The organism is Enterobacter sp. HMSC16D10 (genome assembly GCF_001807145.1).
GTDB lineage: Bacteria > Pseudomonadota > Gammaproteobacteria > Enterobacterales > Enterobacteriaceae > Enterobacter > Enterobacter roggenkampii.
On sequence record NZ_KV787817.1, the window covers coordinates 145099 to 159486 of the forward strand.

General features: G+C 59.3%; 10 protein-coding genes. 2 read left to right on the forward strand and 8 right to left on the reverse strand.

All coding sequences use genetic code 11. The features are described 5' to 3' along the window. Window positions 1-60: 60 nt before the first annotated feature. Complete coding sequence (locus HMPREF3143_RS00895; protein WP_070531410.1) at window positions 61-930, reverse strand: helix-turn-helix transcriptional regulator; 870 nt, start codon at window positions 928-930, stop codon at window positions 61-63. 107 nt (window positions 931-1037) lie between these two features. Between HMPREF3143_RS00895 and HMPREF3143_RS00900 the strand changes: the two genes are divergently transcribed. Further along, window positions 1038-2474, forward strand: a complete 1437-nt coding sequence (locus HMPREF3143_RS00900) for an MFS transporter (RefSeq protein WP_070531413.1) — start codon at window positions 1038-1040, stop codon at window positions 2472-2474. A gap of 65 nt (window positions 2475-2539) precedes the next feature. Next, a complete protein-coding gene (locus tag HMPREF3143_RS00905) occupies window positions 2540-3784 on the forward strand; it encodes a mechanosensitive ion channel family protein (RefSeq protein WP_021241588.1) in 1245 nt (414 codons plus the stop codon). Here HMPREF3143_RS00905 and HMPREF3143_RS00910 read toward each other — a convergent pair whose 3' ends face one another. The 7 genes from HMPREF3143_RS00910 to HMPREF3143_RS00940 form a co-directional block, all read right to left on the reverse strand. After that, window positions 3785-4756 carry a LacI family DNA-binding transcriptional regulator gene (locus tag HMPREF3143_RS00910; RefSeq protein ID WP_021241589.1) on the reverse strand — a complete coding sequence of 324 codons (972 nt, stop codon included), beginning with the start codon at window positions 4754-4756 and terminating at the stop codon, window positions 3785-3787. 75 nt (window positions 4757-4831) lie between these two features. Continuing rightward, window positions 4832-5974, reverse strand: coding sequence for a Gfo/Idh/MocA family protein (locus tag HMPREF3143_RS00915; protein WP_070531416.1), 1143 nt, complete (start codon window positions 5972-5974; stop codon window positions 4832-4834). Further along, on the reverse strand, window positions 5967-6992 hold the full coding sequence (locus tag HMPREF3143_RS00920; protein ID WP_070531419.1) for a sugar phosphate isomerase/epimerase family protein: 1026 nt from the start codon (window positions 6990-6992) through the stop codon (window positions 5967-5969). Before HMPREF3143_RS00920 ends, HMPREF3143_RS00915 begins: the two co-directional genes overlap by 8 nt. 15 nt (window positions 6993-7007) lie before the next feature. Continuing rightward, window positions 7008-8243: an MFS transporter gene (locus HMPREF3143_RS00925; protein WP_070531422.1), complete on the reverse strand. Its 1236-nt coding sequence runs from the start codon at window positions 8241-8243 to the stop codon at window positions 7008-7010. Between the two features lie 244 nt (window positions 8244-8487). Further along, complete coding sequence (gene pheP / locus HMPREF3143_RS00930) at window positions 8488-9876, reverse strand: phenylalanine transporter (RefSeq protein WP_070531426.1); 1389 nt, start codon at window positions 9874-9876, stop codon at window positions 8488-8490. A gap of 103 nt (window positions 9877-9979) precedes the next feature. Continuing rightward, the gene (locus HMPREF3143_RS00935) at window positions 9980-11953 is read right to left on the reverse strand and encodes a PhoX family protein (protein WP_070531428.1); all 1974 of its coding nucleotides are present in this window, start codon (window positions 11951-11953) and stop codon (window positions 9980-9982) included. Between the two features lie 126 nt (window positions 11954-12079). Then, entirely contained in the window at window positions 12080-14263 is a 2184-nt protein-coding gene (locus HMPREF3143_RS00940) for a TonB-dependent receptor (protein WP_070531431.1), read from the reverse strand. Window positions 14264-14388: the final 125 nt, after the last annotated feature.

Genomic DNA, 14388 nt, shown 5'->3' on the forward strand with positions numbered 1-14388 from the left:
ACGCCAGTCTTCTCCACTTAGCAGAGACGGCTCTTATTCCCTGAAAGCCCCTCGCAAAAATTATTTCCCCTGCGCCGCCAGCCACGCCATCGCCCGCTCTCCCGCCTCATCCACCGGCAGATACACCAGCAGCCGCGATCCGTTTCGCGGCGCGGAATACCAGTACATCTGCTGCAGCGTAAAATCCCCCAGCTCGGGATGGGTAAACAGCTTGAGCTGGTTCTCCACGCCGCGCACGTCGTTGCGCTGGTGCCACAGGGTTTTAAACTCTTCGGACACCGCAAAGAAGCGCGCCAGCTTGGCCTCCCACAGCGGATCGCCCCGGTGTTCGGCCATCGCCGCGCGGAAATAGGAGACAAAGATGGGCAGCACGTCGTCGCGTCTGCCGAGGCGCGCGCGCCACGCCGGATGCGTGAGGAACAGATAAATACAGTTGCGATCTTCGGGAGGGATGTCATTGAAATCGACGCCCATCAGATGCCCGAAGCTGTCGTTCCACGCCACGATATCGAAGTTCGGTTTCTGAATGCTGGCGGGTTTCGGCATCAGCGTATCCAGCAAGCGTCGGGTGCCTTCGCTAATGCCCTCGCAGCAGGCCGCCTGCGGCGCTTCACCCGGCGGTAAACCTGCTAACACAAACAGATGTCGGGCCTCGGTCGGGGTACATTGCAGCGCTTTTGCCACGGCCGCCATCACCGCGCTGGACGGATTGACGTCCCTGCCCTGCTCAAGCCAGGTGTACCAGGTGACGCCTACATCAGCGAGCATCGCCACCTCTTCCCGGCGCAGGCCCGGCGTGCGGCGGCGACCGCTGCGCGACAAACCTAAGCGCTGCGGATCGAGACTTTCCCGCCGGGCGCGTAAAAATGCCCCGAGCTGTTTTCGGGTGTCATCCTGACGTGAAACGACCGGTTCAGACATCAGCGCCATAAATCCCCCTGCATGGTAGTGCCAGTACCAGTATAAGCAAGAACTGGTACCCGTTTATCTGATGGTAGATGCTACGACCATCTGTTGAATGACGCAATGGAGTTACCATGAATACGTCAGTTGTTTCACCGGGTCGCGCTGGCCTGATATTGCTGTTAACCGGCCAGATGCTGCCGATGATTGATACCTCAATCACTAACGTGGCGCTGGACGCCATCACCCATTCACTGCATGCGACCGCTACCGAACTGGAGCTGATCGTCGCCCTCTACGGCGTGGCCTTTGCCGTCTGCCTCGCGCTCGGCAGCAAGCTGGGGGATAACTTTGGCCGTCGTCGTCTGTTCATGTGGGGTGTGGCGAGCTTTGGCCTGGCCTCGCTGCTGTGCGGAATGGCGGGGAACATTGAACAGCTGCTCGCCGCGCGCATCGTTCAGGGCGCGGGGGCCGCACTGATCGTGCCGCAAATTCTTGCCACGCTGCACGTCACGCTGAAAGGCACCGCCCACGCCAAAGCCATCAGCCTGTTCGGCGGCATCGGCGGGATTGCGTTTATCGTGGGACAAATGGGCGGCGGCTGGCTGGTATCGGCGGATATCGCCGGGCTGGGCTGGCGTAACGCCTTCTTTATCAACGTGCCGATTTGTCTGGTGGTGCTGGCGCTGAGCCGCCGCTTCGTACCGGAAACCCGTCGCGAGACGCCGTCACGCATCGACTGGCCGGGTACCGTGTTGCTGGCCATCATGCTTTGCTGCCTGCTGTTCCCGATGGCGCTCGGCCCCCAGTGGCACTGGTCGTGGCCGCTGAAGACGATGCTGCTCGCCCTTGTCCCGCTGGCCTGGCTGATGGCGCTGAACGCGCGCAAAAAAGAGCGTGAGAATGCCCACCCGCTGATCCCGCCGCGCCTGCTTGCGCTTCGCAGCGTGCGCTTTGGCGTCCTGATTGCGATGCTCTTTTTCAGCGCCTGGTCCGGGTTTATGTTCTGTATGGCGCTGACCATGCAAACCGGTCTGGGGATGGCGCCGTGGCAGTCCGGGAACAGTTTTATCGCCCTGGGCGTGACCTACTTTGTTTCGGCCTGGTTCGCGCCGCGGCTGATTGCCCGCTACAGCACCAGCACAATCCTGCTGACGGGTCTGGCGATCCAGATTACCGGCCTGCTGGCGCTGATCGCCACGTTCCGCGTTTGGGGCATGGAGAATACCCCCCTGACGCTGGCACCCGCGACCGGACTGGTGGGCTACGGGCAGGCGCTGATCGTGAACAGTTTCTATCGCATCGGGATGCGCGACATTCAGCCTGACGACGCGGGAGCCGCGAGCGCTATTTTAAGCACCCTGCAGCAGGCCGCACTGGGCCTTGGCCCGGCCATTTTTGGCGCCATTTTGCTGCACGCGCTTCAAAACCATCACGGGGATTACACCCAGGCGGTGAACGTCTTCCTGATGGTGGAAACAGCTATGATGGGGGTACTTGCTCTGGCGACGCTGCGTATCCGCCATAGCCTGTGCCTGCCGGTGGCGAAGATCTGTCAGGCCGCCAAATAAGTTCGTGAATTTGCATAATAGATCCGCAGCCGCCATTATGGGGCTGCAAAAATACAGGAGACGTTATGCAGGAATTGATTGCTCAGGTTGAAGAGTTAGGCATTGAAATTAATCACACCACCTCTTTAGTGATTATCTTTGGTATTATTTTTCTTACCGCCATCATCGTTCATTTTATTCTGCACAAAGGGGTACTTCGCGCATTCGAAAAGCGCGCGCAGGCCAGCAGCCATTTATGGCTGCAGATCATCACCCAGAATAAATTATTTCACCGTCTGGCCTTTACCCTACAGGGGATAATCGTCAACGTCCAGGCGGTACTGTGGCTGCAAAAAGGCAGCGAAGCGGCGGAAATACTCACCACCTGCGCGAAGCTGTGGGTGATGGTCTATGCCCTGCTCTCCTTCTTCTCGCTGCTGGACGTGATTTTCAATCTGTCGCAGAAAATGGCCACCGCGTCGCAGCTGCCGCTGAAGGGGATTTTCCAGGGCATCAAGCTGGTGAGCGCCATTCTGGTGGGGATATTGATTATCTCCCTGCTGATTGGCCAGTCCCCGGCGATTCTGATCAGCGGTCTGGGCGCCATGGCCGCCGTGCTGATGCTGGTGTTTAAAGACCCGATACTTGGACTTGTAGCGGGTATCCAGCTTTCCGCCAACGATATGCTCAAGCTCGGCGACTGGCTGGAGATGCCGAAATACGGTGCCAACGGCACGGTGACGGATATCGGCCTGACCACCGTGAAAGTGCGCAATTTCGATAATACGATTACGACCATTCCGACGTGGGCGCTGGTCTCCGACGCCTTTATCAACTGGAGCGGCATGTCGGCCTCCGGCGGACGACGCATTAAGCGCAGCCTGAACATTGATACCACCAGCATTCATTTTCTCGACGAGCAGGAGCAGCAGAAACTCATTCAGGCGAAGCTGCTGAAGCCTTATTTGGCCGCACGCCATGAGGAAATTAGCCTGTGGAATCAGAAAAACGGTGAAGGGGAATCGGTATTAAACCTGCGCAAGATGACCAATATCGGCACTTTCCGCGCCTACCTGAACGAATATCTGCGCAACCACCCGCGCATTCGTAAAGATATGACGCTGATGGTGCGTCAGCTCGCGCCTGACGCCAACGGCCTGCCGATTGAAATATACGCCTTCACCAACACGGTGGTCTGGGCAGAATATGAGGAGATTCAGGCCGACATCTTCGACCATATTTTCGCGGTGGTGGATGAATTTGGTCTGCGCATTCACCAGTCGCCAACCGGGAACGATATTCGCTCCCTGGCTGGCGTCATCGCGCAATAATCAGGTGCTGGCGCGGGAAATAAAGCGCCAGTCCATCATCACCCTTTCCGTGGGCGCGTCCGGGTTGTCGATCTTATTTAAGAGCAGATCGACCGCCTTGCGCCCGATATCCCGCGACGGCTGTTCGATGGTGGTGAGCGAAATCATGTCCGCCAGCTCCGTACCGTCAAAGCCGACCACGGCAATATCCTCCGGCACCCGAAGACCTGCCTGCTGAATGGCGCGCAGCGCGCCCGCCGCCAGCGTATCGGAAACGGCAAATACCGCATCCGGCGGATTATCTTTTAACAGGTTTTGCATCGCCGCCATGCCCGCCCCGGAGCTGAGATCGCTGGCATACTCCACCGCCTGATAGTCCAGATCGCGCAGGTGGATCACGCTCTTGTAGCCGCGTTCGCGCAGGCGGGCATATTTGTAGCTGAGATCGTGGTTGATCATCGCGATACGCTTGCGGCCGCCGTCGGCCAGCTGGCTGACGGCATGCTGTGAAGCGTCCACATCATTGATGCCGACGCAGGAGACCGCGCCCGCATCGGCATATTCGGCGCACTGCACCCACGGTGCAGAACCAATCAGCGCGGCAAGTTCCGGCAGCTTCGAGAAGGCGTCCATGGTGATAATGCCGTCGACGATTTTGCCGGAGAGCAGGCTTAAGCCCGAGCGGGAGCGCTCGATGTCCGAGCCGGAGTTGCACAGCAGAATGCGGTAGCCGTTTTTCTCCGCCTCGGCTTCGATGCCCTTCACCACTTCGGCGCAGAACGGGTTGGCAATGTTGGACACCATCACCAGGATCATATAGCTGCGAGCGGTGCGCAGCTGACGGGCGAGCAGGTTTGGCTGGTAGTTGCTCTCCTGAATCGCCCGCAGAACGCGCTCGCGATTTTTCGCCTTCACGGTGTCGCTGTTATTCAGCACGCGGGAGACCGTCGCCACGGAGACCCCGGCCAGCTGAGCGATTTTCTGAATTGACATAGCGACGACACATCCTGCGGTTAGCGTTTTGTGCAGGCTACCATAAATTTATTGCCCGGCGAACCGGGCAACGCGTTATTGTTCCACGCGCACCCAGCGCTGCTGCTGATGGCTTTTCACAATGGCATCAATGATATACATCACGTTTGCGCCATCGTGAAACGTCGCAAACTGCGGCGTATCCGGCATCGCGCCCGCCTGCACGGCGCGGTAGAACTGCGCCATCATATTTTTGAAGGCGTCCGGCCAGCCTTCGATATGTCCGCCGGGGAAGTGGGCGCTGTCGGCCACGTCAGGGTTCATCAGCCCCGGATCGTCGGTGAGCGTCTGGTTGGCCTGCGCGCGATGGCCGATCCACAGCTGCTGCGGCACCTCCTGGTCCCACGCCAGCGAGCGCTCGCTGCCGTTGATCTCAAACGTCAGGCGGTTTTTACGCCCGGCGCTCACCTGCGAGATGCTAAAGCAGCCCTTGCTGCCGTCGTCAAAGCGGAACAGCACCGAGCCGAAGTCTTCGGTCGTGACCGGTTTGTCTACATACTCCGCCTGCTCGTCGTGGGAGAAGGTTTGATTCCCGACCTTGCTGGCCCTGCGCGTCGGCCAGACGATGGATAAATCAGCCATCACCTCGGTAATGCGCCGCCCGGTAACGAACTGCACCGTGTCGCACCAGTGGGAGCCGATATCCGCCACCGCGCGCGATGCGCCGCCGAGCGCGGCATCCACCCGCCAGTTGTAGTCGGTTTCCAGCAGCATCCAGTCCTGTAGGTAGCTGCCGTGTGAGGCAAAAATCCGCCCGAGGCTGCTTGCGCGCATCATGCTCGCCGCCTGACGCACCATCGCAAACTGGCGATAGACAAAGCTCACGCCATGCACCACGCCCGTCTGCTCCGCCAGCGCCACCAGCTCGCGCGCCTCCTCAGGGATCATGCACAGCGGCTTTTCGGAAAACACGTGCTTGCCCGCGCACAGGATCTGGCGGTTAATCTGTGCATGCAGGTGGTTCGGCGTGCAGTTGTGCACCACGTGCAAATCAGGGTGCGCGAGCAGCTTCTCAACGCTGCCGTACGCGTGCGGTACGTTTAGCAGGCGCGCCTTTTCCTGCGCCTTAACGAGCGAGCCGTCGCACAGCGCGACCACCTGAACAAACCCAAGGCGCCTGAGCGCCTCGATATGTGCCGGGCCAATAAACCCGCTGCCGATAATCCCGACGTTAATCATGGCTGCCCCCTGCGGCGAAATCATCAAACGCCCGTCCGGAAACGGGAATAATGTGGCGGCGGATAAATTCGCTGCCCTCACTCGCGCCGGTATCGCCATCCTTCAGGCAGCACTCCCACTCCAGCACCGCCCAGCCGTCGTAGTCGTACTGGGTCAGCTTGCTGAAGATGCCCTTAAAGTCGATCTGCCCGTCGCCGGGCGAGCGAAAGCGTCCGGCGCGGTTGATCCACGGCTGGTAACCACCGTAGACGCCGCTGCGCCCGCTGGGGCGAAACTCGGCATCCTTCACGTGGAACGCTTTAATACGCGCATGGAAGATGTCGATAAAGGTCAGATAGTCCATCTGCTGGAGCAGCATATGGCTTGGATCATAGAGAATGTTGCAGCGCGGATGGTTGTCCACCAGCGCAAGAAAACGCTCGAAGGTGACGCCGTCGTGCAGATCTTCCCCCGGATGCAGCTCAAAGCAGACGTCCACGCCCTGCTCGTCGAAGGTATCCAGAATCGGCCGCCAGCGGGTCGCCAGCTCCTCGAACGCCTCCTGAAAGCGCTGCTCGTTATGCGGCGGCCACGGATAGAAAAACGGCCACGCCAGCGAGCCGGAGAAGGTGGCGTGTGCCTTCAGCCCTAATCTTGCCGAGGCGACCGCCCCCTGCTTCAGTTTCTCCGTGGCCCACGCCCGACGCGCAGCATCGTTACCGCGCACGGAAGCGGGCGCAAAGTGGTCAAACGCGTCGCTGTAGGCAGGGTTCACCGCCACGAGCTGCCCTTCCAGATGGGTCGACAGTTCGCTGATAACCAGCCCGTGCGCGGCCAGCTTAGCGGCGATGTCGTCGCAGTAGGTCTGGCTCTCCGCCGCTTTCTCGACGTCAAAGATGTGCGGATGGTTGCAGGGGATCTGCACCGCCTTATAACCTTTACCTGCCGCCCATTCAGCCAGCCCGTCGAGCGAATTAAACGGCGCTTCTGCGCCAATAAACTGCGACAGAAAAATGCCGGGTCCTTTCATCGTCCTCATACCACCTCCTGAACGTTACGCCTTGTCATCGTCATACTTAAACGTGAGAAGGAAAATCAGTGCGATCGCCGCGGCCGCTACCGCCGGGATCCACCAGAATGTCACCCACGCCTGCGGCACGGTCTGCCCTGCCACCAGGCGGTTATAGAGCGCGCCGGAAATCTGCGAGCCGAGCAGCATGCCGATGCCGTAGGTGAACATCACGATCATGCTCTGGGCCTGGCCTTTCACCTTTTCGCCCGCCACGCGGTCGGTGTAGATAAAGCCGACGACAAAGAAGAAATCGTAGCAGACGCCGTGCAGCAGGATGCCGAGATACAGCAGAATGCGCCCCTCCTCGCTGACGCCCAGTGCGAACATGGCGTAACGCACAAACCACGCCAGCATGCCGATCAGCAGCATGACCTTCACGCCCAGACGGCGGAACAGCAGCGGAATAACCAGCATGAAGACGATCTCGGACATCTGCCCGAAGGACATGGCGGTGCTGACGTTGGCAATTCCCGCATCCGCCAGATACGAGGCGGTGTAGGCGTAATAGGTGCCGAGCGGGACGGAGATCAGCATCGCGCAGACGGAGAAGACGAAAAAGTGGCGGGTTTTGAGCAGCGCAAAGGCATCCGCGCAGAAAAGATCGCGCACCTTCACCGGCAGGCCTTTCGCCGGAGCAGGCGTGTGCGGCAGCGTCAGGCTGTAAAGCGCCAGCAGCACGGAGCTGGCCGCCGCCACCTGAAAGATGGTAACGCTTGCCGCCACGCCGGTGACGCCGATGAAAATGCCCGCCACGATCCAGCCGATGGTGCCGAACACGCGCACCACCGGGAAGGTTTTATCCACGTTTGCCAGGCTGTGAAACGCGATGTTGTTGGTCAGTGCCAGCGTCGGCATGTAGCAGAGCGTGTAGCCAAACAGCAGGCCAATCAGCAGCGCGCCGTTCTCGGCAATCAGCGCCCCCGGCACGAACCAGAGGATCGCCGCGCCCGCCAGGTGCATCACCGCCATCACCTTCTGCGAGGCGAAGAAGCGGTCCACCAGCATGCCGAGCACGAACGGCGAGAGAATGGAGGCGATAGGCCCGGCGGAGAACGCATCGCCAATCAGCAGAGACATGTTGTGCTGGGTCATCACCAGGCCTAGCGTAACCGACCAGCTACCCCAGATAAAAAACTGCAGAAACATCATCAGCGACAGCCGCGGCACCAGCAGCCGATGCTGCGCTATCGCCTTTTCACTACTTTCAGTTGACACCATAATAAGCCTCACCCGGAAAAAGTAATCGATTACAAAATGATTCAAATAAAAAGTAATCGATTACAAAATAAAGATCCTGTGGATCGAAACAGATTTGGGAGGGGGGTCACGATAAAGATGAAGCAGTGTTTTGTAGGCCCGGTAAGCGCAGCGCCACCGGGCGTGAAGGCAGGTGCGGTCTGGTTTGGTGCGGTCTGTTGCCCTCACCCCGGCCCTCTCCCACAAGGAGAGGGAGAAAAACGGGCTACTTTTTGCGTGAGAGCTTAAATGCGATAAACAGGAACATCACCCACACCGGCAGCAGCATCGCCGAGAGGCGCATCTCATCCATGGTGCACATCAGCACCAGAATCAGCCCCAGGAACGCGATACAGAGGTAGTTCCCCGCCGGGTAAAGCAGCGCTTTGAACTGCGTTTCGCGCCCCTTGCGGCGCATCGCCGCGCGAAATCGCAGGTGCGCGAGGCAGATCATGATCCAGTTCAGCAGCAGCGTAGCGACAACCAGCGCCATCAGCAGGCCGAAGGCCTCTTTCGGCAGCAGATAGTTGATCAGCACCACCAGCGAGGTAATCGCCCCGGAAAGGAACAGCGAGTTCACCGGCACGCCGCGACGGCTGACGCGGGTGAGGAATTTCGGCGCGTTACTCTGCACGGAGAGACCAAACAGCATGCGGCTGTTGGAGTAAACGCCGCTGTTATAGACCGACAGCGACGCCACCAGAATGACGAAGTTCAGCGCAGAAGCCACCACGTTGCTGTTCAGATCGTGGAAAATCATCACGAACGGGCTGCTGTCTGACTTCACTTCCACCCACGGGTAGAGCGCCAGCAGCACCACCAGCGAGCCGATATAGAACAGCAGGATACGGTACACCACCTGGTTAACCGCTTTCGGAATGCTTTTATGCGGGTCGCGCGCTTCCGCGGCGGTGATGCCAATCAGCTCCAGCCCGCCGAAGGAGAACATAATCACCGCCAACGAGAGGATGAGCCCTTTCCAGCCGGTCGCCAGGAAGCCGCCGTGCTGCCACAGGTTGTCGATAGTGGCCCGCTCGCCGCCGTGGCCGGAGAACAGCAGCCACAGGCCAAAGCCGATCATGCCGATAATTGCCAGCACCTTGATCAGCGCAAACCAGAACTCGGTTTCACCATACAGGCGGACGTTGACGAGGTTAACGGCGTTAATGATGATGAAGAAGGCCGCCGCCCAGATCCACGTCGGGACATCCGGCAGCCAGTACTGCATATAGATGCCTGCGGCGGTCAGCTCCGCCATCCCGACCAGCACGAACATCACCCAGTAGTTCCAGCCGGAGAGGAAGCCTGCGAACGGGCCCCAGTATTTATAGGCAAAATGCGCGAAGGAGCCTGACACCGGCTCTTCAACGACCATCTCGCCAAGCTGGCGCATGATCAGGAAGGCGATAATCCCGGCGATACCGTAACCCAGCAGCACCGCCGGACCGGCCATCTGAATAGCGGGGCCGATGCCGAGAAAGAGCCCGGTACCGATTGCGCCGCCAAGGGCAATTAACTGAATATGTCGATTTTGCAAACCACGTTGCAGCGTCGGATTCTGATCCAACGAGGCTTCAGCGCTACCATGGCCTGAAGCGGATGACGCGTCTTTCACGTCCTACCCCTGTCTCTTTTTTAGAAGGGGCACGTTTTAACACTTCATGCTGGCGGTAGCAAGTTTAACGCCGGGAGCACGGCATGCCCCCGGCGATGCAAGGTTATGAGCCGATGATCCCGCCGTCCGCTTTGACGATGACCACCGTTGAGGAACGCGGGCGTCCGTTCGGGTTCGCGTCTGGCCAGTTGGAAACAGCGCGAGGGTTAGCAGGGTCGGTGATATCATCCCCGCCCTCCCCCGGATGCTGAATGTTGATGAACAGCGTCCGGTTATCCGGCGTAAACGCAATCCCGGTGATTTCACACCCGCGCGGTCCGGTCAGGAAACGGCGGTACTCGTTGGTGCCCGGAATGGTGGCCACCATCTGGTTATTGCCCATCCCCTCGTAGGCTTTCTTATTGATGGTGCTGGAAGAGACGTCGGTCTGGATCCACAGCACGCCCTGATGATCGAACGACAGGCCATCGGGGCTGCCGAAGGCCGCCCCCTGCATGGAACCTTTAGCCTTTGGATCGTCGCTGTCGGTCCGCCCGCCCATCACCAGAATATCCCACTTAAAGCGAGCGGCAGCAGGATCGGCCCCCTCTTCGTGCCAGTGCATAATATGACCAAACACGTTATTAGCGCGCGGGTTGGCGGCATCAACCGGTGCCTTACCCTCCTTCCCGCGATCGCTGTTGTTGGTGAGCGTACAGTAGACGCTGCCGCTGGCGTGCGGGTCGACCGCTATCCACTCGGGGCGGTCCATCTTCGTTGCCCCCACCGCGTCTGCCGCCAGGCGGGTTTTAATCAGCAGATCGCCCTGGTTTTCAAACCCGTTGCTCTTATCCAGGCCATTTTGCCCGAAGATCAGCGGCAGCCAGTCGCCGCTCCCGTCTTCGTTGAAGCGGGCAACGTACAGCGTGCCGGACGTCAGCAGCTGCATATTGGCTTCACGGTTAGCGGGATCGTATTTTTTGTCCGAGACAAACTTATAGATGTACTCGAACTTCTGGTCGTCCCCCATATAGACCACCACGCGGCTATCGGCGGCAAGCGTGACGGCCGCCCCCTCATGCTTGAAGCGGCCCAGGGCGGTGTGCTTGCGCGGCGTGGAGGTCGGGTTATAGGGATCGATCTCCACGACCCAGCCGAAACGGTTAGGTTCGTTAGGGGTTTTATCAACGCTAAATCGCTCGTCCACCTCGTTCCAGCGGTAGGATTCATCGCTGTCGCTGATCCCGTAGCGTTTTTCCAGCGGGTTGAGATCGGTTTTTTTGACAAAAATATCCGACCAGTTCTCCTCGCAGGTGAGATAGGTGCCCCATGGCGTATGGCCGTTTGCGCAGTTCTGCATGGTGCCCAGCACGCGCTCCCCCTGCGGGTCGGCGGCGGTTTTCATTAAGTCCTGATGCCGCGCCGGGCCGGTAAGCTGCATCGGCGTATTGACGGTAATGCGGCGGGCATACGAAGACGGGCGAACCACCTGCCAGTCGCTGCCCGATTTTTTCACTTCCACCACCGACACGCCCATCGCGTTCTGCCCCTTGCGGGCCTTGTCGAGGCTCCAGTTCGCCGTACCGTCGATAAACAGCATCCCGTTGTCGATGTACTCATGGTTCATTGCCAGCAGGCCATGCTCCGGGTTTTGCTCCCCCTGCGGCAGGCTAAACCACGCCATGCCGTCATGATGCATGCCCGCCTGCGCAGCCTGTTCGTCCGCGGTGTTGCTGGCGTCCGGCTTAAAGGCCGGCATGTTGTTCTTGATCCCCGTCGGGTCACCCCAGCGATAGAACGGGCGGGCGATATAGCCTTCCGGCACCCTCACCGTATCTTCCGTGGAGACGTCGATGCTGGTAAAGCCCAGGGAAACCGCTTTTGCCAGTGCAGAAGGCTTTGATACCGCGGCAATCGCATTTTCGGGTTTGATCAGAAAGGGGAATGAAACGGCAGCGCCCGCCACGGCGCCCATCTGGAGAAAACGACGGCGGGAGAGGAACACCTCTGCAACCTCGGAGAATACCGGGTTCGCGCTGCGGTTAGCGATGTCGTCGCGATGTTCTTTTTTAAAAACGGATTTGAGGGGTCTGCCCATAGCGGCTTCCTGTCATTGGCCAAGAGGTAAGGAGTCGGCGACCAGTCTAAGAAGCTTTTATTACAATTTTATAACACAACGGCGGAGGTGTGGGGCGTCCCTGCCCCGGATAACGAGGTGGAACGCTTAGAACTCGTAGCCAACCGAGACCTTAAAGGTACGCGGCTCGCCCTGCGTGATGTAGGTGCCGGAATCGTCCACGCTGGCCCAGTAGTTTTCATTGGTCACGTTGTCGATGCCCGCGCGCACCGTCATCTGGTTTGCATTGTGGTTCATCGCGAAGCGATAGCGCATCCCCAGATCCAGCGTGGTGTAGCTGTCGATCTTTTTGGTGTTGGCAAGATCGGCGTACTGCGCGCCAGAGTGGTTGACGCGGGCGGTCGCCGTCAGGCCATCAATCGGCTTGATGTCATACTCTGCCCCCAGCACGGCGTAGAAGTTCGGGACACCAATGGCATCGTTGCCCTGATTTACGCCGTTTTTGGTTTTGGTCAGCTCCGCCTGCAGCCAGGTGGCGCTGGCGTTGAGGCGCATCCCGAGCATCGGCTCGCCGAAGACGTTCAGCTCCACGCCGCGGTTACGCTGCTCGGCATCCAGGCCATAGTGATTGTTAGCATCGAGGATCGCCGACGGCATCTTGATCTCAAACAGCGCAAGCGATCCGCCCACGCGGCCAAAGTCCGCCTTCACGCCCACTTCGTTCTGCTTAGAGTGAACGATACCGGTGCTCTGGCCGTAGTTGGTGGCGGTGTTAGGCGCGGTTTTGCCCGGCTGCAGCGCTTCGGTGTGGTTGGCGTAAAGGGAAATTTCTTCCCACGGTTTGTAAACCACGCCGTAGGTTGGCATCCAGCGGCTGCCGTCGAAGCCGTCTGCCGCGTTTTCCGCACCGGTAACTTTGTTATACCCGCGAATGACCACCTTCTGATGGCGCGCGCCAGCGGTGAACAGCAGTTTGTCATCCAGCACGCCCAGGGTATCGCTCAACAGCCAGCCCTGGGTGCGGGTGCGCCCGCTGGTCAGCGGATCGCTGTACTTCCCGCCTGAGCCGTTGAGGTTGGTGCTGTCCGGCATATCCACGCCGGTGTTGTGGTAGATGTTGGTGGTCGGGTTATCCTTCGCCGCCGACATTTTCCACGCGATCTTTTCATTTTTGGTCATCGCCGAATAGCCAACGTTGACCTTGTGCGAGACGAAGCCGGTATTGAAATTACCGCGAATGCCCGCCATGCCGCTGACGGAATCGCTGATGCGGTTGGTATCAAGGCGGCTGACCGTTGCTTTACCGCTTTTATCCAGCAGCTTCGGCGCGCTGTAGATCCCTTCCTCGTGCGCGTGCTGCGCGCCAAGCCCGGTATAGGCGGTCCAGCCGTCGGTGATGTCGTACTCGCTGCGCCACATCCCAAATTCGTTTTCGATATCGCTGTAGGCCCACTTCTGCGAGAAATTGCGATCGTTTTTCGGCGGCTCGGGCACGAAATCCACCGCCGAAATATTGACGCTGGTCGGGCTGCCGTGGAAGGTTTTCTTCTGATAACCCAGATCCAGCGAGGTGCGGAAACGGTCGCCTTTGTAATCCAGACCGGTGGAGAGCAGCGTGGTGCGGCGGCGGTCGTTCGGTATGCCGGTTTCCCCTTCGCGGTGGACCAGGTTCACCCGCGCGCCAAACTGGTCGCTGTCGCCGTAGCGACGGCCCGCATCCAGCGTGGTGCCAATCTGAGAATCGGAGGTGTAGTCCAGGCCCACTTTCGCCTGCGGGAGTTCGCCCGCGTGTTTTGGCTCAAGGTTGATCATCCCGCCCACGCCCGAGCTCGCCGCGCCGTTCATCAGGGCGTTTGCCCCTTTGAAGATCTCAATGCGCTCAACCATCTGCGTATCCACCACCTGACGCGGCAGCACGCCGGACAGTCCGCCAAAGGTCATGTCGTCGCCGTCGAACTTCAGACCACGGATGCGGTAGGTTTCCGCGCTGTTGCCGTACCCCTGAACGAACTGTACGCCCGCGTCGTTGGCGACCACGTCAGCAATGGTTTTCGCCTGCTGATCTTCCACCAGCTTCGAGGTGTAGCTGATGATGTTGAACGGCACGTCCATGGCGTTCTGCTGACCGAGCATCCCCATACGCCCGCCGTTCGCCACCTGTCCGTCAAGGAAGGCCGGTACCAGCTGGTCGCCACCGGATTTGAAATCGTTGACCGGTGCAGAGTGCACAACGAGGGTATCTTCTTTTTGATCGTCCGCCGCGAAGGCGGAATGCGTTACCGCGCCAACGGCGAGCGCCAGCAGCGTTTTGTGTATTCTGGTGTTGTTCATCGTTAACTCATTTGAAAGTGCGCGCAAAAATAGCCCGTTGTCAGGCCTTAGAATGTATCGATAGCAATGCAAATGAGAACTATACGCATTATCCATGCGTTAGCAAGCGTAACCGCGAACAACAG